At 73.2% G+C, this 26,072-nt stretch carries 23 protein-coding genes and 1 tRNA gene; 19 read left to right on the top strand and 5 right to left on the bottom strand.

The annotated features are described in order from the left end of the window. Positions 1–63: 63 nt before the first annotated feature. The 11 genes from K415_RS24355 (at position 64) to K415_RS0115040 (ending at position 11,274) form a co-directional block, all read left to right on the top strand. Positions 64–216: a hypothetical protein gene (locus K415_RS24355; protein WP_197024744.1), complete on the top strand. Its 153-nt coding sequence runs from the start codon at positions 64–66 to the stop codon at positions 214–216. 58 nt (positions 217–274) lie between these two features. Next, a complete protein-coding gene (gene nadD, locus K415_RS0114995) occupies positions 275–877 on the top strand; it encodes a nicotinate-nucleotide adenylyltransferase (protein ID WP_024287860.1) in 603 nt (200 codons plus the stop codon). Beyond that, complete coding sequence (locus tag K415_RS22940) at positions 870–2,534, top strand: hypothetical protein (RefSeq protein ID WP_024287861.1); 1,665 nt, start codon at positions 870–872, stop codon at positions 2,532–2,534. Before nadD ends, K415_RS22940 begins: the two co-directional genes overlap by 8 nt. Before the next feature lie 93 nt (positions 2,535–2,627). Continuing rightward, entirely contained in the window at positions 2,628–3,020 is a 393-nt protein-coding gene (gene rsfS / locus K415_RS0115005) for a ribosome silencing factor (RefSeq protein WP_024287862.1), read from the top strand. Then, positions 3,017–3,715: a histidine phosphatase family protein gene (locus K415_RS0115010; protein ID WP_024287863.1), complete on the top strand. Its 699-nt coding sequence runs from the start codon at positions 3,017–3,019 to the stop codon at positions 3,713–3,715. Before rsfS ends, K415_RS0115010 begins: the two co-directional genes overlap by 4 nt. Positions 3,716–3,825: 110 nt before the next feature. Continuing rightward, a tRNA-Ala gene (locus tag K415_RS0115015) sits at positions 3,826–3,898 on the top strand. Positions 3,899–4,099: 201 nt separating this feature from the next. Next, the gene (locus K415_RS22040) at positions 4,100–6,739 is read left to right on the top strand and encodes a hypothetical protein (protein ID WP_024287864.1); all 2,640 of its coding nucleotides are present in this window, start codon (positions 4,100–4,102) and stop codon (positions 6,737–6,739) included. Positions 6,740–6,844: 105 nt separating this feature from the next. Beyond that, positions 6,845–7,633: an LLM class F420-dependent oxidoreductase gene (locus tag K415_RS0115025; RefSeq protein WP_024287865.1), complete on the top strand. Its 789-nt coding sequence runs from the start codon at positions 6,845–6,847 to the stop codon at positions 7,631–7,633. A 188-nt stretch (positions 7,634–7,821) separates the two neighbouring features. Beyond that, on the top strand, positions 7,822–9,657 hold the full coding sequence (locus K415_RS0115030; protein WP_024287866.1) for a metallophosphoesterase family protein: 1,836 nt from the start codon (positions 7,822–7,824) through the stop codon (positions 9,655–9,657). Between the two features lie 214 nt (positions 9,658–9,871). Next, the gene (locus K415_RS0115035; RefSeq protein WP_024287867.1) at positions 9,872–10,528 is read left to right on the top strand and encodes a copper resistance CopC family protein; all 657 of its coding nucleotides are present in this window, start codon (positions 9,872–9,874) and stop codon (positions 10,526–10,528) included. Continuing rightward, positions 10,525–11,274, top strand: a complete 750-nt coding sequence (locus tag K415_RS0115040) for a YceI family protein (protein ID WP_024287868.1) — start codon at positions 10,525–10,527, stop codon at positions 11,272–11,274. The genes K415_RS0115035 and K415_RS0115040 overlap by 4 nt, the downstream gene beginning before the upstream one ends. Here K415_RS0115040 and K415_RS22945 read toward each other — a convergent pair. Further along, complete coding sequence (locus K415_RS22945; RefSeq protein WP_051480602.1) at positions 11,190–11,780, bottom strand: helicase HerA-like domain-containing protein; 591 nt, start codon at positions 11,778–11,780, stop codon at positions 11,190–11,192. The genes K415_RS0115040 and K415_RS22945 overlap by 85 nt on opposite strands. A gap of 214 nt (positions 11,781–11,994) precedes the next feature. Between K415_RS22945 and K415_RS0115050 the strand changes: the two genes are divergently transcribed. The 8 genes from K415_RS0115050 to K415_RS0115085 all read left to right on the top strand — a co-directional run bounded on the left by K415_RS0115050 (position 11,995) and on the right by K415_RS0115085 (position 23,804). Further along, a complete protein-coding gene (locus K415_RS0115050; protein ID WP_024287871.1) occupies positions 11,995–13,095 on the top strand; it encodes an acyl-CoA desaturase in 1,101 nt (366 codons plus the stop codon). An 81-nt stretch (positions 13,096–13,176) separates the two neighbouring features. Further along, on the top strand, positions 13,177–16,125 hold the full coding sequence (leuS, locus tag K415_RS0115055) for a leucine--tRNA ligase (protein WP_369795236.1): 2,949 nt from the start codon (positions 13,177–13,179) through the stop codon (positions 16,123–16,125). 2 nt (positions 16,126–16,127) lie between these two features. Beyond that, entirely contained in the window at positions 16,128–16,988 is an 861-nt protein-coding gene (locus K415_RS0115060) for a DegV family protein (protein WP_024287873.1), read from the top strand. Between the two features lie 140 nt (positions 16,989–17,128). Then, the gene (locus K415_RS23605; RefSeq protein ID WP_024287874.1) at positions 17,129–18,220 is read left to right on the top strand and encodes a ComEA family DNA-binding protein; all 1,092 of its coding nucleotides are present in this window, start codon (positions 17,129–17,131) and stop codon (positions 18,218–18,220) included. Continuing rightward, the gene (locus K415_RS0115070; protein ID WP_081785253.1) at positions 18,213–20,717 is read left to right on the top strand and encodes a ComEC/Rec2 family competence protein; all 2,505 of its coding nucleotides are present in this window, start codon (positions 18,213–18,215) and stop codon (positions 20,715–20,717) included. The genes K415_RS23605 and K415_RS0115070 overlap by 8 nt, the downstream gene beginning before the upstream one ends. A gap of 99 nt (positions 20,718–20,816) precedes the next feature. Next, positions 20,817–21,818, top strand: a complete 1,002-nt coding sequence (gene holA / locus K415_RS0115075) for a DNA polymerase III subunit delta (protein WP_024287876.1) — start codon at positions 20,817–20,819, stop codon at positions 21,816–21,818. Between the two features lie 362 nt (positions 21,819–22,180). Beyond that, positions 22,181–22,309 carry a hypothetical protein gene (locus K415_RS24930; RefSeq protein ID WP_255347148.1) on the top strand — a complete coding sequence of 43 codons (129 nt, stop codon included), beginning with the start codon at positions 22,181–22,183 and terminating at the stop codon, positions 22,307–22,309. Between the two features lie 130 nt (positions 22,310–22,439). After that, positions 22,440–23,804, top strand: coding sequence for a helix-turn-helix domain-containing protein (locus K415_RS0115085; RefSeq protein WP_024287877.1), 1,365 nt, complete (start codon positions 22,440–22,442; stop codon positions 23,802–23,804). A gap of 67 nt (positions 23,805–23,871) precedes the next feature. Here K415_RS0115085 and K415_RS0115090 read toward each other — a convergent pair whose 3' ends face one another. The 4 genes from K415_RS0115090 to K415_RS0115105 form a co-directional block, all read right to left on the bottom strand. Beyond that, the gene (locus K415_RS0115090) at positions 23,872–24,552 is read right to left on the bottom strand and encodes an EAL domain-containing protein (RefSeq protein WP_231494912.1); all 681 of its coding nucleotides are present in this window, start codon (positions 24,550–24,552) and stop codon (positions 23,872–23,874) included. 205 nt (positions 24,553–24,757) lie between these two features. Continuing rightward, a complete protein-coding gene (rpsT, locus tag K415_RS0115095; RefSeq protein WP_024287879.1) occupies positions 24,758–25,018 on the bottom strand; it encodes a 30S ribosomal protein S20 in 261 nt (86 codons plus the stop codon). Between the two features lie 210 nt (positions 25,019–25,228). Next, entirely contained in the window at positions 25,229–25,753 is a 525-nt protein-coding gene (locus tag K415_RS0115100) for a type II toxin-antitoxin system PemK/MazF family toxin (RefSeq protein WP_024287880.1), read from the bottom strand. A gap of 24 nt (positions 25,754–25,777) precedes the next feature. Further along, positions 25,778–26,017, bottom strand: coding sequence for a dodecin family protein (locus tag K415_RS0115105; RefSeq protein ID WP_024287881.1), 240 nt, complete (start codon positions 26,015–26,017; stop codon positions 25,778–25,780). Positions 26,018–26,072: the final 55 nt, after the last annotated feature.

Below are 26,072 nucleotides of genomic sequence, written 5' to 3' on the forward strand. Positions count from 1 at the left end.
GCGACACTGGACAGACCGTTGCGCCTGCCCGCGCGCGGTGAGCCGAGAACCCAGGAGGTCGACGTGCACGCTGCCCTGCTCGCCGCCGAGGAGTCCGCCGAGGCTGTGGCCCATCTCCCCATCCCGCCCGCCGGAATCGGTCTGGTCGCCTTCGGCGCGCTCATGGCGCTGCTCGCGGTGACGTACGCCTTCCGCAGCATCGGGACCCGGCACTAGGCACCAGTCGCAGGCCACGGGGACGACCAACCACGTGCGGCACGGAGGAACGCAGCGGATGACTCAGCAAGGGCCCAGGATCGGAGTGATGGGCGGAACGTTCGACCCCATCCATCACGGTCACCTGGTTGCCGCGAGCGAGGCTGCCGCGGAGCTGGCCCTCGACGAGGTCGTCTTCGTGCCCACCGGCCGGCCGTCGGGCAAGCAGCACGCGGGTGTCACGGCCGCGGAGCACCGGTACCTGATGACAGTCATCGCCACGGCGTCCAACCCGCGATTCACGGTCAGCAGGGTCGACATCGACCGGCCGGGCCTGACGTACACCGTCGACACCCTGCGCGACCTGCGCGCCGCGCGCCCGGGCGCCGACCTGTTCTTCATCACCGGGGCCGACGCCATCCAGCAGATCTTCACCTGGAAGGACGTCGAGAGCCTGTGGACGATGGCGCACTTCGTCGCCGTCACACGCCCCGGCCACACCCTGTCGATCGAGGGCATCCCGCCGTCGTCGGTCACCCAGCTCGAGGTCCCCGCGCTGGCGATCTCCTCGACGGACTGCCGTGCCCGGGCCGAGGCCGGTGAGCCCGTCTGGTACCTCGTACCCGACGGCGTCGTCCAGTACATCACCAAGCACGGTCTGTATCGAGGTCAGGATGTCTGAGCAGTCCCCGGAGTGGGGTGAACGCCGACGGCGCCGCGAGGAGGAGCGCCTGCGCGCGCTCGCCGCCCAGGAGGCAGCCGTCCGCCAGAACGCAGGCCACGGCTCGTCGCCCGCGTCCGGTGGGCGGGCCGTCGAGTCGAGCGCACCGCCGCAGCACCAGCGCTCCCGGCGCGAGCTGCGCGAGCAGGCTGACGCCGCTGCCGCGAAGGCCGCGCCCCCCGCCGCCGAACCGGCGCGCCAGCTCTCCCGACGCGAGATCCGGGCCGCGGCGACCGGCGAGTCCGTGCCCGTGGTCAGGGCTCCGCAGTCCCAGCGCCCGGTGGTCAGCACGCCGGCTCGGCCGGCCGAGGAGAGCCGGCGCGCTGCGTCGACCGCAGGTCAGGGCCACGGCGCGGCCGGTGCTCCGCCGACGCTCTCGCCGCAGGCCCGTGCCGCGGCCATCAGGGCGCAGGCGGCTCGTGCCCAGGCCGAGCGCGAGGAGCAGGCCCGGGTCAACGCCGAGCGCGCCCAGGCCCAGCGCCAGCAGAGCCAGCGTGCCGAGCAGGAGCGTGCCGAGCAGGAGCGGGTCGAGCAGCTGCGGGTCGAGGAGCAGCGCCTCGAGCAGGAGCGACACCGGAGCGTCGAGCAGGAACGACTCCGCCTGAAGCGGGCCGAGCACGAACGGGTCCAGCAGCAGCGGGCCGAGCACGAGCGGACCCAGCAGCGGTTCGAGCAGGAGCGGGCCCGGCTCCAGCGGGCCGAGCAGGAGCAGGCCGAGCTGCGGTTCGAGCAGGAGCGGGCTCAGCTCCGCCGAGCAGATCAGGAACGGGTCGCGCAGGCGCGGGCCGGGCTCGCCGTGCCGACCGCACGCGACGGTCACGGCCAGGACCTGGCGTCCACCGCCGGGCAGGGGCGCCCCGGTCAGCCGGGTCAGCCGCAGCCGTCGGTCCGCACCCACCACGCGGTGCGACCCCAGGAGGTCGTCCGGGCGAGCCATGGGGCGGCGTCCGAGGCTGCGGGTCAGCATGCCGGCACGCGACCCGCCCAGCCGTGGACGCAGGGACCAGGCCCGGACCAGGCCCTCCAGAGTCAGGCCGGCCAGAGCCAGGCCCACGTCGTTCCGGCGTCGGCGCCCGCCACGACGACCGACGGCCGCAGTGCTCCGGAGCCGACGGCCCTCGCGCCCGCCGGCCGGGTCCCGAGGATCGGCGAGACGTTCGGGCGGGTCTCTCTGCGGTCCACGCGCACGCCGGCCCCCGGCGGGCCGCGAGCGGACGGCGCGGCGAGCAGCGAGGCGGTGCCACGGTGGTCGAGCATCTCGCCGACCACCACGGCCTGGAGCCCCGGGGCGCCGCACGACGGCGCGGGGGCTGCCGAGGTCGACCAGGCCGCGGTGGCCGCCGAGGTCGACGCGGATGCTCAGGTCGACGCGGATGCTCAGGTCGACGCGGACGCCTCCGCGGCGGATGTCGACCAGGACGACACCGACGCCTGGCAGGACGCTCCTCGTGCCCACCCGTACACCTGGCTGCACATGATCGTCCTGGTGCTGGTGGCCTTCGTGCTCGGCATGCTGATCTTCATGATCGTGATGAACGACACCGGGCCCGGGTCGGCGGGCGCCGCGGACGGTCAGGTCGTCGAGCTCTGGGCGCACGACACGACCCGCTCGACCTGACCGCTTCGAACCACTGACTGCACCACCTGACTGCACCACCGACGGCACCACCGACCGAACCACCCACCGAACGACCGACCCGACAGAGGATCCGTGCCAGCAACCGAACGCGCCCTGGACATCGCCCTGGCGGCGGCTCGCGCCGCCTCCGGGCTCAAGGCCCAGGAGATCATCGCCCTCGACGTCAGCGAACGTCTCGTCCTGACCGACGTCTTCCTGATCGCCTCCGGCACCAACGAGCGCCAGGTCTCGGCGATCGTCGACGCCGTCGAGGAGGCCCTGCACAAGCGCGGCGTGAAGGCCATCCGCCGAGAGGGCATGCGGCAGGCGCACTGGGTGCTGCTCGACTTCGGCGACGTCGTCGTGCACGTGCAGCACGCCGATGACCGCGTGTACTACGCGCTCGAGCGCCTGTGGGCCGACTGCCCCGTGATCGAGCTTCCCGAGGACGCGCGGGGCGGCGACGGCACGGCAGACCAGGCATGACCGCCCGGGCCGTCGTCCTGTGGCGACACGGGCGCACGGAGTACAACGCCACCGCCCGCCTGCAGGGACAGGTCGACATCCCGCTCGACGGGGTCGGCCGCTGGCAGGTCGAAGCGGCTGCACGGCACATCGCGCAGCGGCACTCGCCGACCCGGATCGTCAGCTCGGACCTCAGCCGCGCGGCGGCCACGGCGCATGCGCTGGCCGACGTGTGCGGGCTCCCCGTGCGCCTCGACCCGCGGCTGCGGGAACGCGGCTTCGGCGAGTGGGAAGGCCTGACGGCACACGAGATCTCCGAGCGCTGGCCGGACCAGTACGCCGTCTGGCGTTCCGGTCGCGACCCCCAGCGCGCGGGCTCCGAGAGCCGCGCATCGGTGGGTGCCCGGGTGGCGCAGGCTGTGACCGAGCTCGCCGACGAGGTCGACCCGGACGGCACGCTCGTCGTGGTCTCGCACGGTGCGGCGATCACCCTGGGCATGGTCGCGCTCCTCGGCCTGGACCCGACGGCCTGGCGCGGTCTCGGCGGTCTGCACAACGCGCACTGGGCGTTGCTGCGACCAGGCGGGCACCGCGAGACCACGCCCTGGTTCATCGAGGCGCACAACCTGGGGCCCGCCGTCGTCGTCGACGACTGGAACGCCGGTGTCCCGGCCGACGCCGTGCCGAGCAGCACCGCGGACGCACTGCGTCCCTGAGCAGCGCTGCGGACGTGCGTCCCTGAGCAGCCGGCGTCTGTGGTGCGGGCCGTGTCGATTGGAACTCGGGAGCAGGTTCCGCCTAGACTGCTCACGCCCTTCGGGGCACCGGGGCTGTGGCGCAGCTGGTAGCGCACCTGCATGGCATGCAGGGGGTCAGGGGTTCGAATCCCCTCAGCTCCACCGGATCGAGAGGCCGTCCTTCGGGGCGGCCTCTCGTGCGTCCGGCAGGCAGTGCGCCGTGCGCCGTGCGCCGTGCGCCGTCGGCCACCGGGCGGTCCCGCGGGCACCTGACTCCTGCGGTGATCTTCTCAGGACCGGACATACCGGGCTAGCGTGGGTCGATCCGGGGCAGCCCGCGCCGGAGGTCTCGGGGGGCGACCGATGCGGACCAGGCGGCGAGAGCGCGAACCCGACGTCCTCGAGCTGCGGATCCACGGGGTCAACAACACGGCCCCGCACGATCTGCTCGACCTGCCGCAGCCCGACGTCGAACGGGTCGCCGGGGACGCGCTCGGCAGCTTCTGGCGTCCCACGCCTGCCGCGCGAGCCCGGGCGCGCGAGGGTGAGCGGGGCCACGTCCCGAGCGGGATCGTGCGCGAGGCCTACTCCTGGGGTGGCCTGGCGCGCACGACGCCGACGGTCGGCTCGGGCGCCGTCGGGACCGTCGTCGGCGCGCTCGGGCGGATCGGCTGGGCGCTGCTGCTCCCGTTCGGCCTGGTGAACGTCGCGTTCTGGAGCCGACGTCTCGACAGCGAGGGGTGGTCGCGCGGGTGGCAGGCCGGCGGAGCGGCGGCCGCGCTGCGGGTCTACGCCCTGCTGCTCACCCTCCTGATGCTCGGCTCGGTCTCGGTCGTGAGCCTCGACCTGGTCGCGACCCAGTGCTTCGCCGACTCGGATCGCTGGTGCGCGAGCCTGCCGGCTGCGCTGGACGGGCTCGCCGCGATGAGCCACGGCCGGCGGCTCGCCCTGCTCTCTGCCGTGCCGCTGCTCGTCCTGCTGCTGCTCGTCGGCCTCTCGGCGATCTCCCGCACGCGGTACGAGCAGCTCGCTGCCATGCCGGTGGGGGACCCGGCCCAGGTCGCCGCCGGCACACCGCTCCTGGCCACGCCGGGCTTCTGGTCCAACGCGCGCCTCACCGCGACGCTCGGGCGCATGCACATCGCCGGCGGCCTGTGCTTCCTGGTCGTCGCGACGGCCTGGCACCAGGTCTTCGGCACCGGCCCGGCCTGTGCCGATCCGGCCCTCGCCCCGGGTGCTGCGCGCGGCGACTGCTGGGCGCAGGTGTTCCCCCTCAGCTCCACGGCGTGGCCGTTCGCCGTCACTCTCCTCCTCGGCGCGGTCGGACTCATCGGGATCATCGTCGCGCTGTGCTCCGCAGTGTGGGCACAGGCGGCGGAGCTGGGCTCCCGGCGTGCGCTCGTGGTGCATCGTCGGGTGGCCCGGGTGGTCGCGGTCTGCGGTGCGCTGTTCGTGGCGCAGACCCTGCTCCTGTGGTTCGTCCCGCACAGCACTGCCGTCGAGGTTCCGCTGCTCGGGCTCGTCGCGATGCCGATGGTGCTGACGGTCGTGCTCCTGGCCATCGCCCTCGCCGCACGGGGCTGGCGCCGTGGTGGTGACCGCCGTCATGAGGCATGGGGCGGCCGAGCGCCGTCGGTCTTCCTGCTCCTGGCCCTCGGCGTCGCGCTGACGCTGTCGACGCTCGTCGTCATCACGGTCGGGGACTGGCTCAACGGCGGCCTGTCGGCCGGGCAGCTCGTCCGGCAGACGGTCGGACTGCCGGGGACGGCGCCGCTCGCGCCACGCGAGACGTGCGGATCGGGCTGCCCGACGCCGGACCCGCACCTGGTGATCCCGACCGTGTACGTCTGGTTCGGTGCGGCGACGGCTGTCGCGCTGGTCGTGGTGCTGGCGATCGCCCTCGTCGCCGCGGTGCGGACCTCGGCGACGCTCGTGGCGGCGGGGGTCCCACGCGTCCTGCTGGACCTGCGTCGTCGCGGCGGCTCGGCGACCGAGCTCGCTCGGCGTGACGGCGCCGCCGACGCCGGCCGACGCGCTCGCCGGGCGGCGGCCGTCGCGCACCGGGCCGAGCCGGTGGTGCGGGTGCTCGCCGAGGCGACGCTCGTCTGCACGAGTCTCGCCGTGCTCGTCACGGCACTGACGTCGGCCGTACCCCGGCTCGGACCGCCGCAGCTGCGCGGCGTGACGGATCTCTCCATGGGCTTCGGGGCGCAGGCCTACCGGGCGTTCGTCGACGGCGCCGTCTGGGGGGCCGGTGTCACAGGTCTGCTCGTGGTCGGTGGTCTGGCCGGCGGTGCGCTGACCGGTCGGACCCGCCCGCTCGGGCTGGTCTGGGACCTGATCTGCTTCCTGCCACGCACCGGCCACCCCTTCGGGCCGCCGTGCTACGCCGAGCGTGTGGTCCCTGAGCTCGTCCGGCGCTACGACGAGTGGCTCGACCAGGGACCGAGCCGGCGAACCGTCGTCAGCGCGCACAGCCTCGGCGCGGTCCTCGCTGTGGCGAGCCTCTTCGCCGCCCAGGCGGAGCTCGGCCGCGCCGCCGTCGACCGCATCGCGCTGCTGACCTACGGCATCCAGCTACGGCCGTACTTCGGCCGGATGTTCCCCGAGCTGCTCGGACCGACGGTGCTGGGCACGGCGCCCGGTCGCGGAGCGCGGCTGCTGACCCCCGATCCTTGGCAGGATGCGGTCGCCGACGACCACCGGCGTGACGCCACGGTCCCTGGCGCAGCCGACCAGCCGGGCCGGGGCGCCGCGCAGTCGTCCGGCATGACGGTCCATGGCCTGCTGACCGGTCACGGCGGCACGAGGTGGCTCAACCTGTGGCGGCGGACCGACTACCTGGGCTTCCCGGTGGACAGCTACGGCGCGAGCACTGTCGACCGGCCGGCCGAGGAGATCGACACCAGCGGATACCTGCCGGAGATCGCGACCCACGGCGGCTACCCGCGAACTGTCGCCTACGCCGCCGCTCTGCGGACCCTGCTGGGCCGTAGCCGCTGACGGCCCGTACGCGCCAGGCGGGCAGCGTCGGGTGCTGCCGGTCGGTCGGCTCGCGTCGTAGCCTGACGCGAACGCCAACGGCCGTCCACATCCCCAGGAGACGTCATGACCCGACCGGTACGCATCGGTGTCCAGATCCAGCCGCAGCACGCCGACTACGCCGACATCCGGCGGGCGGTGGCGGCCGTCGAGGAGGCCGGCGCGGACATCATCTTCAACTGGGACCACTTCTTCCCGCTCTATGGTGAACCGGACGGCAAGCACTTCGAGTGCTGGACGATGCTCGGAGCCTGGGCCGAGGCGACCGAGAGCGTGCAGATCGGCGCGCTGGTCACCTGCAACAGCTACCGCAACCCCGACCTGCTGGCGGACATGGCCCGCACGGTCGACCACATCAGCGGTGGCCGGCTCGTGCTGGGGATCGGCGCCGGGTGGTTCGAGCGGGACTACGCAGAGTTCGGCTACGAGTTCGGGACGCCCGGCTCGCGGATCGCCGACCTGGGCGCGGCGCTGCCGCGGATCAAGGCCCGGTGGGCGGCGGCCAACCCGGCACCGACGCGGGACATCCCCGTCCTGATCGGCGGCGGGGGCGAGCGGAAGACCCTGCGGGTCGTCGCGGAGCACGCCACCGTGTGGCACTCCTTCGGCGACGCCGAGACGGTCGCCCGCAAGTCCGCGATCCTCGATGAGCACTGCGCGGTGGTGGGACGCGATCCGGACGAGATCGAGCGGTCGGTCGGCGTGGGGCGGTCGGGGACGCCGGGCGACGCCGCAGCGAGGATGCGTGACCTCGGTGTGAGCCTGTTCACCGTCGACGTCTCGGGTCCCGGCTACGACCTCGGCCGGCTCCGGCACTGGCTCGCCTGGCGGGACGAGCAGAACGCCACCGTCTGAGGCCGGGCTCCGCCCTGCTGGGTCTGCTGGGTCTGCTGGGTCCGCTGGGTCTGCTGGGTCTGCTCGATGTGCCGAGCCGCACGATGTGGCCGAGCTGCTCCGTCTGTTCGCTCAGAGCGAACACACTCGCAGCGGTCCTGATGTGCGCGGTGGTCCCGCACGGGTCGATGGGTGAGGCTAGGAGGGTCATGAACCTGAGCGAACGCCCGGCCGAGCCGGATCCGACGGCGCCTGCCGGTCCGGGTCCGGTCGGGTCCGCGACGGCACGGCTCCGGGCCTGGCTCACCGGGCCGTTCGCCGAACGCGTCCGCGGCACGGTCCGTCGGGCCGTCGCAGCCCTCCCGTCCGGGCGGACCGTGCTGCGCATCCTGCTGCTGGCCGTCGTCGTGGTCGTCCCATGCCTCGGCTGGGGCGTCGCGACCGCCTCCGCCGAGGCGAGCCTCGGACCACACCTCGCCCGCTACGAGGTCACCGTCGACGACGAGGTCACCGTCGACCTGGGGCCGCTCGGCACCCTCGTCATCGACTCGCCACTGCCCCTGACGCTCGGTCTGCGCGTCGTCGTCCAGGAGATCCCGCGCGAGGTCACCGCCGTCGAGGAGGCCGACACGCTCGCGGCGCTGGGCGCAGACCTCGAGGGCTACGTCCAGTTCTTCAACGGGCCGGAGGTGACCATGCGCGGCGTGGTCCAGGCCCTCGTGGTCGATGCCGTCCAACGTGGCCTCCTGGCAGCGGCCCTCGTCGGCCTCGCCGCCTGGGGTCTGAGGTCAGCCCTCGGATCGGCGCGGCGGGCCGAGCTCGCGGCGCTCGTCCGCCCGTACCGGGCGCTCGGCGTCGCGGCGACCGTCGTCGTGGTCGTCGTGGCCGGCACCGTGACCGCGAGCGGCCCGACCGCGGCCACCACGACGAACGACCAGCCCGCCTCGGCCGTCTTCGCGGGCACGCCCCTGGAGGGTGCACGGATCACCGGCCGGCTGGCCGGCGTGATCGACACCTACGGCGGCTACGTCGTGGACGCCTACCGCGACAACGAGCGGTTCTACGACACCGTCGTCACGGGGGTGGAGGGCGCCTGGGCGGAGCGTGCCGCCACGGACGCCGAGGCAGCGGCTCGGCACGACGCGGTGCAGGTGGCGGGCCCCAGGCCGGCTGCCCCTTCGGCGTCGCCGGCCGTGAGCGCGACGCCCGGCGGTCCGGGTGACGGCGACTCCGACGAGACCGACGACCAGGCCGAGACCGACGACGAGGCCGCTGAGCCCGTCGTGCTGCTCGTCGTCAGCGACCTGCACTGCAACGTCGGCATGGCCAGGGTGATCCGGTCGGTCGCCGAGCTCTCCGGGGCGACTGTCGTGCTCAACGCCGGTGACTCGACGATCAACGGGACCGCGGTGGAGTCCTACTGCGTGCGAGCATTCGCGGACGCGGTACCCGACGGCGCCGAGCTCGTGGTGGTCGACGGCAACCATGACAGCGAGGAGACCAGCGCCGAGGAGCGCGCGGTCGGCGCCCAGGTGCTCGACGGCGAGGTCGTCGAGGTCAGCGGCATCCGCATCCTGGGCGACAGCGACGCCATCGCGACCAGGATCGGGGTCGGCACCACGCTGGTCGGCGACGAGACGATCACCGAGGCGGGCGAGCGGCTGGCGGAGGTCGCCTGCCAGGACGAGGACGGTGTCGACCTGCTGCTCATCCACAACCCCAGGGCCGGTGACGCCACCCTGGAGCAGGGCTGCGCACCCGCCCAGATCTCCGGCCACCTGCATCGCCGGATCGGCCCCGTGCGCGAGGGCGAGGGTGTCCGGTACGTCAGCTCGAGCACGGCGGGCGCCGTGCTCGGTGCGGTGACCGTCGGGCCGCTCAGCGGGACCGCCGAGCTGACAGTCCTGCGGTTCGACCCGGACAGCCGGCGGTTCATCGACTACCGGCTGGTCCGCGTCAGCCCGGACGCGCAGGTCACTGTCGGGTTCGCCGTCGCATGGCCGGGCGAGCGGGTGGACCTGTCCGACCCCGGCGGGCCCCGTTGAGCACCCACGCCCGGTGGCTGCGCGGCACGGTGACGGTCACACCGGCGGCCCGGCGCGGCGTACGGTAGTGCGGCTGTCTGCCTCGACGGCGCCCGGGTGGTCCGGCGTCGGCCGCCCCCGGCGGGGGCAGACCCGAGAGAGGAGCGCTGTGCAGCACCGCCCGTCCGACCCAGGCCGTCGACCACACGGCACTCGTCCGACGGCGACGAGAGCCGTGCGCAGGTTCGCGACCCTCGGTGCGTCTGCCCTCGCTGCTCTCGTGATCGTGCTCGGCCCCGGGTCCACCGCCGCCGACGCGCACGACGCGCTCGTCGGGAGCGACCCCGCCGACGGCGCCGTGCTGACCGTCGCGCCGCAGCAGGTCGTCCTGACGTTCACGGCCGACCAGCTCGAGGTGGGAGCAGTCGTCGAGGTGACCGGCACCGACGGCAGCCGGTGGACGGCAGGTGAGCCTGCGGTGTCCGGCCCCACCGTGACCCAGCCGCTCGCGCAGTCGATGCCGTCCGGCGCCTTCCAGGTCGTGTGGCGGTCGGTCTCCGCCGACGGCCACCCCATCAGCGGAGAGCTCGGGTTCAGCATCGAGGCACCCGAGGCTGCACCGACGCCGGAGCCCTCCGCCGCACCGGCGAGCACCGACGAGCCGGGCACGGACGTGTCCGGCACCGAGTCCAGCACGGAACCCAGCGCCGAGCCCAGCACGGAACCGCGCGCCGACGAGCCGGGCACGGCAACCCCGACCCCGGTGGCCGACGACGACCGGTCACGCCTGCGTCCCTCGACGAGCAGCTGGCTCCTCGCCGGCACGGCAGTGGTCGCAGCGGCCGTCGTCGCGGGTCTGGTCGCGCAGCGCCGAGGGGAGGCCCGCCGATGAGCGCCGTCGCGCCGCGATCCGGTGACCTCCCGCCCGAGCACCGCCGGCGGTGGCTGATCCGGACGTTGGTGGCGCTCGTCGTGGCGGTCGCGCTGATCGTCGGGGGACCGTGGCTGTACGCCAAGGTGATCGCCCCGGAGGCCCGCGACCCGCTGGCGCTGAGCACGCCGACGGCCGAGCCCGGCGACCCGACCGGCGCCGCCCAGGCCGACGAGGTGCCGCCGCCGATCGATGTCAACGGCACGTGGCAGATCGGCGCAGGCTCGGAGGCCGGCTACCGGCTCGGCGAGGTGCTCTCGGGTGCGGCGGTGACCGTGACAGGTCGCACCGAGCAGGTGACCGGGACGATGGTCGTCGAGGACGGGGCGCTGACCCAGGCGGAGCTCGTCGTCGACACCGGGTCGATCGCCACCGACGAGTCCGCACGGGACGCCTACTTCCGGCGAGCGCTGGACACCTCCACGTACGCGGACGCTACGTTCCTGCTCAGCGAGCCGGTCGACGTCGCGGAGGTCGGCTCGGCCGACGGCCCGGTCACGGTGACCGCGCCGGGCACCCTGACCTTCCACGGCATCAGCCAGGCGGTGACGGTGGACCTCGAGGTTCAGCGGACGCTCGCCGGGGTCGAGGTCGTCGGCCAGGTCCCGGTCGACCTCGAGACCTACGGGTTGGCCGCGCCGGACCTGGGCTTCGTGACCGTCGAGCCTGCCGGCTCCATCGAGTTCCTGCTCGTCCTGACCCGCTGACCCGACCGGCCCCGGCCGGCCGACGAGAGGCCCTCGGTCATCACCTGGAGGGTCTTGGTCTTGCCGGTGCCGGTCGCGCCGGCCACCAGACCGTGCCGGTTCATCATGGCCAGCGGCAGACCGACCTGGGCGTCGGGGGACGCCGTGCCGTCCTCGACGAGTGCGCCGAGGGGGAGCGAGCCGTCCGCGAAGGCGTAGGCCGCACGCACCGTCTCGGACCACTGCGACGGTGCGACGGCAACCGGGACCGACGCCGAGGCCGGGGTGCCCGCGATCTCCGACGCGGTCGTCGCCGGTGCGGCGGTGGGGCCGGCGCCGCCGCCTGCCGCTGCTGCCGCTGCCTTCGCCTCGAGTGCCACGGCACGGGCCTCGGCCGCCTCGGCGACCGCCTGGGCGGCCGCTGCCCTGGCCTCCGCCGCCTCCGCGCGAGCCTGCGCTGCTGCTGCTGCTGCACCTGCCTCGTCGGGTGTGCCGCCAGGGCCCGGTACGCCGAACTGCTGCGTCATGGCCTGAGCCTAGTGAGCACGACAGGTGCGCGCGCAGGCGGTCGGCCTGTCGGTTTCCGGCCCAGCAGGTTACGCTTGCGTAGGTCCGCCGCCATACCACACCCATGGAGCGGACCCGTGGGACCACGTGTGCTGCCGTGTCCCAGTGTCACAGCGTCACAGCGTCATCGGCACGACTCAGACAGACCGCCCCGAGAGACTGGACGCACACCGCATGGACGTTGCCACCACGCCGTACGAGAACGCACCCGAGGCCCCGATGTCGCCTCGAGAGCGGCAGGTCAGCGAGTTCACCGCGCTGACCAGGACCGTCCAGGAGGCCGGCCTCATGCGACGGCGGTACGGGTACTACTGGACGCGCTTCGTCGTCCTGACCCTCCTGCTGGCGGGCATCGGCGTGGCGTTCGTGCTCATCGGGGACTCGTGGTGGCAGCTGGCCCTCGCCGCCGTCCTCTCGCTCGTCCTCGGCCAGGTCATGTTCCTCGGTCACGACGCCGCACACCGGCAGATCTTCCGGTCGGGGCGCTGGAACGACTGGGCGAGCCTGGTCATCGCCAACCTGTACGCGGGCATGAGCTACGGCTGGTGGAACCACAAGCACAGCCGGCACCACGCCAAGCCGAACCAGGTCGGCGCCGACCCGGACATCGACTCCGGTGCGCTCGTGTTCACCACCGAGGACCTGCCCGAGGCGCGCACCGGCATGGCCGCGTGGTTCGCCGAGCGCCAGGGCTGGCTGTTCTTCCCGCTGCTCCTCCTCGAAGGCCTGAACCTGCACGTCTCCGGGGTCAAGACGATCTTCGGGCGCGGTGAGGTCAAGCGTCGTCCGGTCGAGATGGTGTTCGTGACCCTGCGCCTCGGCGGCTACCTCGCCCTGGTCTTCTGGGTGCTCCCCGTCGGCATGGCCTTCGCCTTCCTCGGCGTCCAGCTCGCGCTCTTCGGCCTCTACATGGGTGCTGTCTTCGCCCCGAACCACAAGGGCATGCCGATCGTGCCGAAGGACGCCAAGATCGACTTCCTGCGGCGGCAGGTCCTGATGAGCCGCAACGTCAAGGGCGGCCGGGTCATCGACGAGTTCATGGGTGGCCTGAACTACCAGATCGAGCACCACCTGTTCCCGAACATGGCGCGGCCCCACCTTCGCCGCGTGCAGCCGATCGTCCGCGAGTTCTGCGCGAGCCGCGGCATCGCCTACAGCGAGACCACGATGCTCAAGTCCTACGGCATCGTCATCCGCTACCTCAACCGGGTCGGTCTCGCCGCCCGCGACCCGTTCCAGTGCCCGCTGACCCTGGAGTACCGCTCGGCGCGTTGACCGGTGTGCACGGCCGGTCGTCCGGCGTGCGGGCACCGGAAGGTGGCCGGTGCCGGAGGCGGCCGACGGTAGCCTGATCCGGTGCAGACGAAGGACAGCCCAGCCGCCCCCATCCCTTCGGACCCGGCCGCCGCGACGACCCCGTCGGACGATCGCGCCACGCCGTACCGGTACACCGCTGCGCTCGCCGCTGAGCTCGAGTCGCGGTGGCAGGACCGCTGGGACGAGCGAGGCACGTTCTACGCCGCCAACCCGTCCGGCCCGCTGACCGACGCGAACGGTCGGCACGCCGACCCGACGACCCCGTCCTTCTTCATCATGGACATGTTCCCGTACCCGTCCGGGTCGGGCCTGCACGTCGGCCACCCCCTGGGGTACATCGCCACCGACGTCGTCGGCCGCTACCGGCGGATGTGCGGGGACAACGTCCTGCACGCCCTCGGGTACGACGCGTTCGGTCTGCCCGCCGAGCAGTACGCCGTCCAGACCGGCCAGCACCCGCGCGCCACGACCGAGGCGAACATCGCGACCATGCGGCAGCAGCTGCGGCGTCTCGGGCTGGCCCATGACCCGCGGCGCAGCTTCGCCACGACGGACTCGCAGTACGTCCGCTGGACGCAGTGGATCTTCCTGCAGCTCTTCAGCTCCTGGTACGACGAGTCCGCGCCGCGTCCGGACGGCGGCACCGGCCGTGCGCGACCCGTCAGCGAGCTGGTCGCGGCCTACGAGGACGCCACACGCGACCTTCCTGCGGACCTGGTCGACGCGGGACGCTCATGGGCGGATCTCGACGCCGTCGAACGCCGCCGGCTGATCGACCCGCAGCGTCTGGCCTACGTCTCCGAGACGCCGGTGAACTGGTGCCCCGGTCTGGGCACGGTCCTGGCGAACGAGGAGGTCACTGTCGACGGCCGCTCCGAACGCGGCAACTTCCCGGTCTTCAAGCGCAACCTGCGCCAGTGGAACCTCCGGATCACCGCGTACGCCGACCGGCTGGCCGACGACCTGGACATGATCGACTGGCCGGAGAAGGTCCGCGCGATGCAGCGCAACTGGATCGGCCGGTCGGAGGGCGCCCAGGTCCGGTTCGACGTCATCGGCGGCAACGACATCGAGGTCTTCACGACCCGGCCGGACACCCTGTTCGGTGCGACCTTCGTCGTCGTCGCTCCCGAGCACCCGCTGCTGGACGAGGTCCCCGCGCAGTGGCCCGACGGGACACACCGGAGCTGGACCGGGGGCCACCGCACCCCGCTCGCCGCCGTTGCTGCCTATCGCGTCGAGTCCGCCGCGAAGTCCGCGATCGAGCGGCAGGCCGACGCCGGCCGCAAGACGGGCGTCTTCACCGGGCACCTGGCAACGAACCCGGCCAACGGCGACCTCGTGCCGGTCTTCACGGCCGACTACGTGCTGATGGGCTACGGCACCGGCGCGATCATGGCAGTACCCGGCCAGGACACGCGCGACTGGGACTTCGCGACGGAGTTCGAGCTGCCCATCGTGCGGACAGTCCAGCCGCCGGCGGACTTCGACGGCGACGCCTTCGTCGGCGAGGGACCCGCGATCAACTCGGCGAACGCCGAGATCAGCCTGGACGGCCTGGGGGTCGCCGAGGCCAAGTCGACGATGACCGCCTGGCTCGAGCAGAAGGGCTTCGGGACGGGCTCCGTCACCTACCGGCTGCGCGACTGGCTGTTCAGCCGGCAGCGGTACTGGGGCGAGCCCTTCCCGATCGTCTACGACGAGCACGACCTGCCGCTCGCGCTGCCCGACGCGCTGCTGCCGGTGGACCTGCCGGACGTGCCCGACTACGCCCCGCGGACCTTCGCTGCGGACGACGCGCACTCGACCCCCGAACCGCCGCTCGGCCGGAACGAGGACTGGGTCCATGTCACGCTCGACCTCGGCGACGGACCGCGCACCTACCGCCGGGACACCAACACGATGCCCAACTGGGCGGGGTCCTGCTGGTACTACCTGAACTACCTCGACCCGACCCGCCGCGACGTCCTGGTCGACGACGAGCTCGAGCAGTACTGGCTGGCCCCCGACCACAACGCCACGGCCGGCGCGAGCGGCGGGGTCGACCTGTACGTCGGCGGGGTCGAGCACGCCGTCCTGCACCTGCTGTACGCGCGGTTCTGGCACAAGGTCCTGTACGACCTGGGCCACGTCTCGGGTGTCGAGCCCTTCCGCAAGCTCTTCAACCAGGGCTACATCCAGGCGTACGCCTACGCCGACGTGCGGGGCCAGTACGTGCCGGCCGCCGAGGTCGTCGAGGACGCCTCGGTGGCGAGCGGCCACACGTGGCAGGGTCAGGAGGTCTTCCGGGAGTACGGGAAGATCGGCAAGTCGCTGAAGAACAGCGTGACCCCGGACGAGATCTACGAGGCGTACGGGGCCGACACGTTTCGGGCGTACGAGATGTCGATGGGTCCGCTGGACATCTCACGGCCGTGGGACACCCGCGCCGTCGTCGGCTCGCAACGGTTCCTGCAGCGGCTGTGGCGCAACGTCGTCGACGAGATCACGGGCGCCGTGACGGTCGTGGACACCGAGGCCGACCTCGACACCACCCGGCTGCTGCACCGGACCATCGCGGACGTCCGCACCGAGCTGGACGGGATGCGGTTCAACACCGCGATCGCCCGGCTGATCGTCCTGAACAACCACCTGACCTCCTTGACCGAGGTGCCGCGCACGGTGGCCGAGCAGATCGTGCTCCTGGTCGCGCCGATCGCCCCGCACATCGCCGAGGAGCTGTGGGAGCGGCTCGGCCACGCCGAGAGCCTCATCCGCGAGCCGTACCCAGTGGCGGACCCGGCCTTCCTGGTCGAGGACACCGTGACGTGCATCGTGCAGGTCCAGGGCAAGGTGCGTGACCGCCTCGAGGTCCCGCCAGGGATCGGCGAGGACGAGCTGCGCGAGCAGGCGCTCGCCACCGCGGGTGTGCAGCGGGCGCTCGACGGCCGGGCGATCCGGACCGTCATCGTGCGGGCACCGAGGCTCGTCAACGTGGTTCCGGTCTGATCGTGCCCTCGGCCCGCGAGCGGCGCGAGCTCGCCGTCGTCACCGACTCGACCGCGTCGCTGCCCGCCGCGCTGGTCGAGGCGGCGGACGTCGTCGTCGTGCCGCTGCAGGTCGTCGTGGACGGGGTCGCGTACCGCGAGGGTGTCGACCTGAGCCCGGCGCGGCTGGTCGAGGTGTTGCGCAGCGGGGCGACCGTCACGACGTCCCAGCCGGGGCCGGAGGCGTTCGCGCGGGTCTATGCGCGGGTCGCGGCACGTGGGGCCCGCGCGATCGTCTCGGTGCACCTGTCCGGTGAGCTCTCCGGGACGGTGACCGCGGCGGAGCTCGCGGCCCAGAGCGCGGGGGTCCCGGTGCACGTCGTGGACTCGCGGACGGTCGGGATGGCCCTCGGCTTCGCGGTGCTCGCCGCTGCAAGGTCCGCGGGAGCCGACGGCGACGCGGCCGCTCGCGCCGCGCTGGCACGGGCTGCCGGCAGCACTGTCCTGTTCGCCGTCGACTCGCTCGAGCACCTGCGACGGGGCGGACGGCTCGGACCCGTCGCCGCGGCGTTCGGCACCCTGCTGGGGCTTCGGCCCGTTCTCGGCGTGCGCAACGGCCGGCTCGACGTGATCGAGAAGGCGCGTACCGCCGGCCGCGCGCGGGAGCGGATCGTCGAGCTCATCGTGGCCGACGTCGCACGTCGCGACCGCTTCGACCTCGCGGTGCACCACCTGGGTCAGCCGGAGGTCGCTGCGGCATTCGCCGAACGGCTCACGGCGACCTGCGGCGCGGGCCTGCGCTCCGTGCACGTGGCCGAGATCAGTGCCGTCGTGGGAGCGCACGTCGGTCCCGGCCTGCTCGCCGTGGTCGCCGCCGACGCCTGAGGCGCGCGCGGGCCGCTCGGGCGCGGGCCCTGCTCGGACCACCGGGCAGGTTCGCACACAGGCCCTCGATCGGGCTGCCCTGTCACAGCGACCCCGAACCCTCGCCCGAGCGCTCGCGGCGCCGGTCCTAGCGTCCCGGTGTGGCAGCAGACGGGGCTCGGGCGGAGACCAGGGCACGCCTCGACCGGATCGCGGTGCGGGCCGGACCGGGCCTGAGCCGTGGGCCGGCGCAGCGGTCGTCGACGATCGTCGGCGCCGCGGACGTGGCGGATGACGGCACCGGGCTCGGTGCGGTCGGGGGCGTCGGCGGGTTCGCGGACGCCGACGGGTTCGCGGACGCCGACGGGTTCGCGGACGCCGACGGGTTCGCGGACGCCGATCCGGAGGCGTCCTGGCCGATGCGCCAGGGCTGGGTCCCGGCTCCGCCGGCCGGTGGTCCCAACGCGCCGTGGCCGGTCGCCCCGGGTGACGGTGCCGAGCCGACCTCGCAGGCCTCGGAGATCCGCCGGCGGGCCCTCGCCTCGGCGCTCACGGCGTACTCCGCGGCACACGGTCACCCGCTCGATCACCCGGCCGTCGACACCGGTCCGGGGAGCGTGCGGTGGGCGACGCGGGGCCGGGTGGCGCTCGCCTCCGCCCTCGTGCTCGCAGTGGTCACCGGGTTCGTCGTGGTCAGGACGCTCGACCAGGTCCCGTCGGCCGTCGTGCGGACCGGGCCGGACGGCACCGGGAGCAGCGCCGACGGTGAGGTCACCGCTGCCGGGTCGCCCGGTGTGGCGGGCGAGCCAGGCGGGACGACGACGACCGACGACGGCGCGGTCGTCGTCCACGTGGTGGGGCAGGTCGCGCTGCCGGGGGTCGTCACGCTGCCCGGAGGTTCACGGGTCGCCGACGCGATCGAGGCCGCCGGCGGTGCCGGGCCCGAGGCGGACCTCGCCGCCCTCAACCTCGCCCGGGTGCTCGCCGACGGCGAGCAGGTCCTCGTGCCGCGGCCCGGTGAGCCACCACCGGTGGTCCCGGGCGCGACGGCCGCGCACGGTGGCCCGATCGACCTCAACGGTGCTGACGTCGCCGCGCTCGACGCCCTGCCGGGGATCGGTCCGGTGCTCGCGCAGCGGATCGTTGACTGGCGAACGGACAACGGTCGCTTCACCTCGGTCGAGGAGCTGGGCGAGGTGACCGGGATCGGCCCAGCGGTCCTGGCCGGCCTGCGTGACCTCGTCCGTGCCTGACGCGCCCTCGGTCACCGACCTCCGACTGGTACCCGCCGCGCTGGCGTCGTGGGTCTGCTGCGCGATCGCGGTCGGTGCCGACGCGCGAGACGTCGCCATCCTCGGAGTGACGCTCACGGGCGTGGTGGTCGCTGCCCTGGCGTCGGCGGCCCGATGGTCCGCGCGGCGCCGCAGCGACCTGGTGCGATCGGACCGGGCGGGTTCGTGGAAAGCAGGAGGTACGGCACTCGGGACCGCATGGCTGACGTTGGCTGCCGTGATCGCGGTGACCACCTCGTGCGCGGTCCAGCTGCACCTGCGGCAGGGCGGTCTGCTGGGCGAGCTCGTCGCGGCTCGGGCCGTCGTCGAGGTCGTGGGCGTCGTGCGGGCCGAGGTCGTCCCGGTACCCGACCCGTGGCCGGACCCGGACCTGCCGGTCGGGACCGCTGCGGACGCCGACCCGGCCACCGACGACGGTTCGGCGTCCGACGACTCGAGGCGCTACCGGACGGTCGTCGCCGTCGAGCAGGTGACCGGACGAGGTCGCACCGGCGGCGCCGGAGCAGGACTCCTCGTCCTCGGCGGACCTCAGTGGACCGATGTCCCGTACGGCACCCGTGTCCGGGTCTCGGGCCGCCTCGGGACGGTCGACGGTGGTGAGCTGCGTGGTCTGATCAGCACGTCGGGGGACGTCCGGGTGCTCGATCGGGCCGGTGCGGTCGATCGAGCGGTCACGCGCCTCCGGTCTGCGCTCCTCGAGGTCACGGACGACCTGGCGCCGGACGCCCGCGGTCTGGTTCCGGGAGCGGCCATCGGGGACACCTCACGCCTGCCCGCGGACCTGGACCAGGCCATGCGGGACGTGAGCCTCACCCACGTCACGGCAGTCTCCGGTGGGCACTTCGCCGTGCTGTCGCTCAGCGTGCTCCTCCTGACCTCCCTCCTGCGGCTGCCGCGTCCGCTCCGTGCGCTCGTCTCCGTGCTGGTGATGGCGGGCTTCGTCCTGCTCGTCCACCCCGAGCCGAGCGTCGTCCGTGCCGCGGCGATGGGTGCCCTGGCCGCCCTCGGTCTGCTGATCGGACGGCCCTCGCGCGCTGCACCGGCCCTCGGTGGTGCCGTGGTCCTGCTGCTCGTACTGGACCCGTGGCTGGCCCGGTCCTTCGGGTTCGTCCTGTCGGTGCTGGCGACCGGTGCGATCGTCCTGCTCGCACCGCCGCTCGCCGAGGCCCTCGGCCGACTGGTCCCGCGGTGGCTCGCGGTCGCGGTGGCGGTGCCGGCCGCGGCGCAGGCGGTGTGCGCTCCTGTCATCGTCCTGCTCGACCCTGCCGTCTCGGTCTACGCGGTGCCGGCCAACCTCGTCGCCGCTCCGGCCCTGCTGCCCGCGACGCTGCTGGGCGTCGCGGCGACGCTCACGGCGCCGGGGTTCCCAGGGCTGGCCGGTGTCCTGGCACACGGGGCGGGCTGGGCGACCTGGTGGATCGCCGAGGTCGCACGGTTCGGTGCCGGGTTGCCGGGTGCGCGGCACGGCTGGCCGGCGGGGCCGGCCGGGCTGGTCCTGCTCCTCGGGCTGACCGCGGCAGCCCTCGTACTGGTGCTCGGTGCCCACCGGGTGCCGAGCGGGAGGCGGCGACTCGTGCTGGCAGCGGCTCTGTGCCTGGCCCTCCTGCTGGTACCGGAGGTCCGTGCCCGGGTGCTCGGCGTCCTGCCGGACGGCTGGCCACCGCCGGACTGGCGGGCAGCGCTGTGCGACGTGGGCCAGGGCGACACCCTGGTGGTGCGGTCGGGGCCGAGCGCCGCCGTCGTGATCGACGTGGGTCCGGACGGGCGGGCGGCCGACGACTGCCTGGAGACGCTGGGGATCGATCGGATCGACCTGCTGATCCTCACGCACTTCCACGCCGACCACGTCGGCGGCCTCGATGCGGTGCTCGGCGGTCGTCAGGTCGCCCGGGCCGTCGTCAGCCCGTTCCGGGCACCGGCCGGTCAGGTGAGCCGGGCCGAAGGTGCCCTCGGCGCGGCTGGTGTGCCGACCGAGCTCGGCCTGACGGGTGGCTCGGGTCAGGCGGGGGAGGTCCGCTGGACGGTCCTGTGGCCCGATCGTGCCCCCGGCGGCCCGGTCCAGGACGCGACGGGACAGGAGATCAACGACGCCAGCGTCGTCGTGCTGCTCGAGGCGCCGGACCTGACGGTGCTGGCGCTCGGCGACGTCGAGCCGACAGCCCAGGATGCCCTGCTGATCGGCCTCCAGCAGTCGATGGTCGAGCCGCCCGACGTGGTCAAGGTCGCACACCACGGCTCGGCCAACCAGTCCGAGGAGCTGGCCGACTGGCTCGGCGCCCCGTTGGCGCTGGTCAGTGCGGGCGCCGACAACACGTACGGGCACCCGGCCGCGTCCACGATCGACCTGTACCGCTCGGCGGGCTCCGTCGTCCTGAGCACCCACGTCTGCGGAGACATCGGGGTCTCGGGCGAGCTCGGTGGGGGCAGGCTGCGGGTCACCGCACGGTGCCTCGGGTGACGTGGTGCCGCGCCTGGCGCCGCGCCAAGCTCTGCGCCCGGCTCTGGGTCACGCTCTGACGCGTCCGCGCCTGACGGACCGCCGTGGCAGGCTGTGCTCATGCCTCCAGCTCCTCGACGCCCGGCCGGCATGACGACGAGCTGGGACCAGGTCGAACCCGCCCCCCTCGTGCTCATCACCGGGACCGAGGCGCTGCTCGCCGAGCGGGCCGTCGAGCGGCTCATCGCCCAGGCACGGCAGGCGGATCCTGCTGTGGAGGTCACGCGGCTCGAGGGCGCCGCCTACGAGGCAGGTCGGCTCCGGGTCGCGACCAGCCCTTCACTCTTCGGCGAGGCACGAGTCGTCGTGCTCACGGACCTGAACACCGGGACGGAGCAGGCGCTGGCCGATGTCGTCGCCTACGTCGACGAGCCGTCGCCCGACGTCGTGCTGGTGCTGCAGCACGGGGGAGGGGTGCGCGGGAAGAAGACCCTCGACGCCGTCCGGGCCGCCGGGGCGGTCGTGGTGTCCTGTGAGCCCGTGAAGCGGGATGCCGACAAGTACGCCTTCGCGGTCGCGGAGCTGAGCCGCAGCGGCCGCAAGGCCGAGCCGGACGCCCTTCGTGCCCTCGTCGAGGCGTGCGGTGCCGACCTGCGCGAGCTCGCAGCCGCGTGTCTCCAGCTGGTCGCGGACACTGCCGGCAGGATCTCGCTGGATGTCGTGACCCGCTACTACGCGGGCCGGGTCGAGGCGAGCGGCTTCCGGGTGGCCGATGCAGCGGTCGAGGGGAACGCGGGCCAGGCGGTCGCCCTCTTGCGGCATGCGCTGGCCACCGGCTCGGACCCGGTCCCGATCGTCGCAGCCCTCGCAGCCAAGCTGCGGAGCCTCGCCAAGGTCGCCGCCGCACGTGGGCGCGGGCTGGACCCGGTGCGTGACCTCGGGCTGGCGCCGTGGCAGGTGGACCGGGCCCGCCGTGAGCTCCACAGCTGGACGCCGGAGTCGCTCGCCTCGGCCATCGTCGCCGTCGCTCAGGCCGACGCCGAGGTCAAGGGCGCCGGTCGCGACCCGGTCTTCGCCGTCGAGCGGGCCGTCCTACGTGTCGCGGCCGCCTCAGGTCGCTGACCGAACGTCGGCCACCCGCCCTGGCGTCCGCCCCGTGCCCGTCCGTCGACCAGCCCGTCGACCGGCCGTCACGATGCCGGCGACCGCCCGTCGACCAGCCCCGTCGACCGGCCGTCTCGAGCCCGACGACGACCCCCGAGAGTCAATCCGGCTGTGACAGACCGGGCGGGTCCGGGCGGCGCTGTCGGCCAGGAGCGGGGCGAGCGCCGACGATGCCGGCGCGGATTGCGAAGAATGTGTTAAATGTGCCGCTGACCTGGGCAAAGACCATGGACAGATGGCCGTGCGCTCGTGGCGAACCTGCTCGTATCGTGTCATAGTGATCGTGACAGCGACCAACCCCCAGCAATGAGGAGATCATCATGAACCGCACCGTCAAGGCTCTCGCCGCCGCCATCCTGACCCTCGGACTTGCCGTCGCCGGCCTCCCGCTCGGCGCCGGCGGGGCCACGACGCTCGGTGGCACCGGCTGCTGCCGTACCGCCGTGTGAGATAGGTCGAGCAGTCGCCCGCCAGGTCTGGTCGGGGCCGTCGTCGTCGGCGGCCCTGCCGACCCTTTCACCCGATCGGATGGCTCCACCCCCTGCCGGTACCTGGTTGTCAAGGATAGGATGACCGACTGTGACAGAACTCTCGGATCGCCTTCGGGCCGAACGAACCCGTGCCGGCCTCTCGCAGACCGCGCTGGCAGGTGACGACTTCTCGCCCAGCTACATCTCGCTGATCGAGGCCGGGCGTCGCGTGCCGACGGACGGTGCGCTGAAGATCCTCGCCGCGCGGGTCGGCACCACCGCCGACTACCTGCGGCACGGCGACAAGGCGCCGAGCGAGGAGCGCGCGCGGATGGAGATCGGCTTCGCGCGGCTCGCCCTGGCGAACGGCGCGGCTGCCGAGGCCCGCGACCGGCTGCTCGCGCTCGACCTCTCGACCGTGGCGCCCCGGCACCACGCGGAGGCCCTGCGTGCCCTCGCGCAGGCCCATGAGGCGCTCGGCGACCTCGAGGAGTCCGTCGCCGTGCTCGAGCCGCTGCTCGCCGACGCCCGCTCGCACGGCCGGTCGCTCGAGGCGGCCGCCCTGGCCAGCGACCTCGTGGCGTCCTATCACGAGGCCGGCGACGTCTCGCACAGCATCGAGCTCGGTGAGCAGGTGCTCGCCGAGATCGAGAAGGACGGGATCGCGGCGACCGACGAGCACCTTCGCCTGGCGTCGACCATCCTGTGGTCCTACTACGAGCGGGGCGACCTGCTCTTCGCGACGCACCGGGTCGCGGAGCTGATCGAGCTCGCCGAGTCCAAGGGCTCGATGCGAGGTCGCGGCAGCATCTACTGGAACGCGGCGATGATCGCCGAGGGTCGTGGCGAGTTCGCCGAGGCGCGACGGCTGACCGAACGCGCTCTGGCGTACCTCAGCGAGGGTGCAGCCAGCCGGGACCTCCCGCGACTTCGCCTGCACTACGGCTGGTTGCTGCTGCGCAGCGCCCCGCCCGACCCCGTCGCTGCGCTCGAGCAGCTGGGTCACGCCGCCAAGGACCTCGAGTACGTCGGCTCGGAGAACGAGCTCGCGCGCTGCTCGTACGAGTCGGGGCGGGCGTACCTCATGCTCGGCGACCCGCACCGGGCCGAGGAGCTCGCCCGCGAGGGTCTCGCGCACCTGGGTGATACCGGCGGCTACGACGCGTGCGACGGCCAGATCGTGCTGGGCGACGCGCTGGCGGCGCTCGGCGACGTCGAGGGCGCCAAGGCCGCGTACAGCTGGGCCGCCGACCGGCTCGCCATGATGTCGGCGGGTCGCCAGGCAGCGTCCGTCTGGCGATCGCTCGCCGATCGGATGATCGAGCAGGGCGACACCGCCGGGGCAGCCAAGGCCTACGAGACCGCTCTGCGGGAGGCCGGGATCCGTCCGACGACCTTCCCGGTGATCGCCCCGCAGGCGGTCACTGCGGGCTTCGCGGAGACGCTCGAGTCCTGGGAGGCGTCGGACTCCTGAACGGCGCTCGGCTGAGCGCGACGACCGGGGCTGGCGAGCAGGGGGCGCCAGCGCTGGAAGGTCGGGTTCAGCGGGCCACGGGCGCGCGCGGCGACGGGATCGTCGCAGCTGTGCTCGCCGCCGTCCTTGCCGACGACGTCGTCCCCCCCACCGTCTTGGGGGTCCAGGAGCGTGCGACGGGTCGACGGCTCATGATCGGTGTGCGGTTCAGGACCTGCGTCGCCTCGAGGTGGTTGCCCTGGAAGAGGTCGAAGCCGAGGGCGCGGCAGCGCTCCCACTCGGCAGCGGTCTCGATCCGCTCCGCGACCAGTGTCGCGCCGTACGTCCTGGCCAGGTCGACCAGAGCCGGCCCACGGACGAGGTCCCGCCGGTCGATCGTGACGTAGTCGGCGTAGGGCAGGAGCGGGAGCTGGCTGTCGAGCCCGACGAAGTCGTCGATCGCGATCCGGAAGCCTTGGGCACGGAGGGTCGCGACACCACGGACGACGGCCGCGTCCGCGCGGACGGACTCGACGACCTCGATCACGAGGTGCCCGGGCCGGGGCGGAACGGGGAGGTCGGAGACCAGGAGCGACCGTGTGAGGCTCACGAAGACCAGCGCGTGGGCGGCGACCGACTGCACGCCGGTCCCGCTGAAGGTCGCTTCGAGCACCCGGAGCGTCGCGCGATCCTGTGCCGCGGCCGACCAGCGGTCGACCCGCAGGGTGTGCTCGCGGCCGGCTCGGTACAGGAACTCGTAGCCGTGCACGTCACCGCTCTCGGTGAAGATCCCCTGCCTACCGACGAAGCGGCGCGGGCTGATCCCGGTGGCGGGGTGCGAGAAGGCGCCGTCGACGACCGTCGGGCCAGGAGTCAGGGACGCAGGGCTCTGCGCGGCTGATGAGACACCGACGGCGCCACCGCATGACGCGTGTGACGCCGTCGACTTCTCGCGGACCTGCTGCGAGGTGCGCTCAGAGCGCGCTGACCTGCTTCGCGAGGGCCGACTTGCGGTTCGCAGCCTGGTTGGCGTGGATGACGCCCTTGCTCACTGCCTTGTCGATCTTTGTCGATGCGCTGCGCAGTGCCTCGCTCGCCGCGTCCTTGTCGCCTGCGGCGACGGCCTCGCGAACCCGACGCACGTGCGTCTTGAGCTCGGACTTGACGGCCTTGTTGCGGACGCGCGCCAGCTCGTTGGTGCGGATGCGCTTGATCTGGGACTTGATGTTCGCCACGTGTGGACTCTCTTGTGCGTTCGCCGAAGCGATCTGACAGGTCTAGAGGGCGCGTCCAGCTCCGGGACTGGGGCGTGGGGACACCCGCGGAGAGGAGCTGGGGTTGTGCCCGCCGACCTGGGCGGACACGCGAACTCGGATGTTATCAGCAGACCGCTGCCAGGGGCGATTCCGCGCCTGGCAGGCGGCCCGACGACGGGTTCTGCGCCGTCATCCGAGCCGGTCGGAGATCATCGCGAACCGGGTGCGGTCGAGGACGGAACCCTCCCGTCGGACCGCCGCCGGGTCCAGCCGCAGGATCCGGTCGAGGCGGACCTCGCTCGGCCGGCGCCGGGAGTCCCAGTCGCCCACGCCGAGGTCGATCCAGGTCTCGCCGTTACGGGCGGGCTGGGCGTCGTGGTCCCGGCTGCTCAGGATGAGACCGAGCAGCCAGTCCCCGTCGTGCCCCACGAGGAGGACCGGCCGGTCCTTGCCGCGGGTGGCGTCCTCCTCGTAGGGGACCCAGGTCCAGACGATCTCGCCCGGGTCCGGTGAACCGTCCCGATGCGGCGCGTAGACCGGATGGACGACACCGGTGAAGTCGCCCGGGTAGCCGGCGGCAGCAGCACGGCCGACCGGCTTCGCCTTGCTGGCACGCCCGTCGCCGGACGACCCGCGCCGATCCTTCGCGGTGACCCCGGACAGACCGCGGACCGTAGCCCCGAGCAGCCGGGCGACGAGGGAGGAGGTGCTCACCCGCGCCAGGCTAGCGGTGGCGCCTCAGTCCAGGACGAAGGTGACCTCGAGGACGACCTGGAAGGAGGTGATCCGGCCGTCGGTGACCTCGACCTTCTGCTCCTTGACCCACGCTCCCGAGACGTTGCGCAGCGTCTGGGCGGCGCGCTCGACGCCGCCACGGACGGCGTCCTCGAAGCTGGTCTCGGAGCGGGAGCTGATGTGGGTGATGCGGGCGACGGATGCCATCGTCTGGTCCTCCTCGTCGAGGTGTGCACGGAACACCCAGCGTCGTGCGAGCCGACCCGGCCCGCAACCGGAACGTCCTCGCGGTGCTCGA

It is taken from the genome of Cellulomonas sp. KRMCY2, from assembly GCF_000526515.1.
In the GTDB taxonomy this organism is placed as follows: Bacteria; Actinomycetota; Actinomycetes; order Actinomycetales; family Cellulomonadaceae; genus Actinotalea.

Coding starts and splice junctions, on each gene's coding strand:
- nadD (WP_024287860.1), top strand. CDS start 275: ATGACTCAGCAAGGGCCCAGGATCGGAGTGATGGGCGGAACGTTCGAC.
- K415_RS22940 (WP_024287861.1), top strand. CDS start 870: ATGTCTGAGCAGTCCCCGGAGTGGGGTGAACGCCGACGGCGCCGCGAG.
- K415_RS0115010 (WP_024287863.1), top strand. CDS start 3,017: ATGACCGCCCGGGCCGTCGTCCTGTGGCGACACGGGCGCACGGAGTAC.
- K415_RS22040 (WP_024287864.1), top strand. CDS start 4,100: ATGCGGACCAGGCGGCGAGAGCGCGAACCCGACGTCCTCGAGCTGCGG.
- K415_RS0115025 (WP_024287865.1), top strand. CDS start 6,845: ATGACCCGACCGGTACGCATCGGTGTCCAGATCCAGCCGCAGCACGCC.
- K415_RS0115030 (WP_024287866.1), top strand. CDS start 7,822: ATGAACCTGAGCGAACGCCCGGCCGAGCCGGATCCGACGGCGCCTGCC.
- K415_RS0115040 (WP_024287868.1), top strand. CDS start 10,525: ATGAGCGCCGTCGCGCCGCGATCCGGTGACCTCCCGCCCGAGCACCGC.
- K415_RS22945 (WP_051480602.1), bottom strand. CDS start 11,780: ATGACGCAGCAGTTCGGCGTACCGGGCCCTGGCGGCACACCCGACGAG.
- K415_RS0115050 (WP_024287871.1), top strand. CDS start 11,995: ATGGACGTTGCCACCACGCCGTACGAGAACGCACCCGAGGCCCCGATG.
- holA (WP_024287876.1), top strand. CDS start 20,817: ATGCCTCCAGCTCCTCGACGCCCGGCCGGCATGACGACGAGCTGGGAC.
- K415_RS24930 (WP_255347148.1), top strand. CDS start 22,181: ATGAACCGCACCGTCAAGGCTCTCGCCGCCGCCATCCTGACCCTCGGA.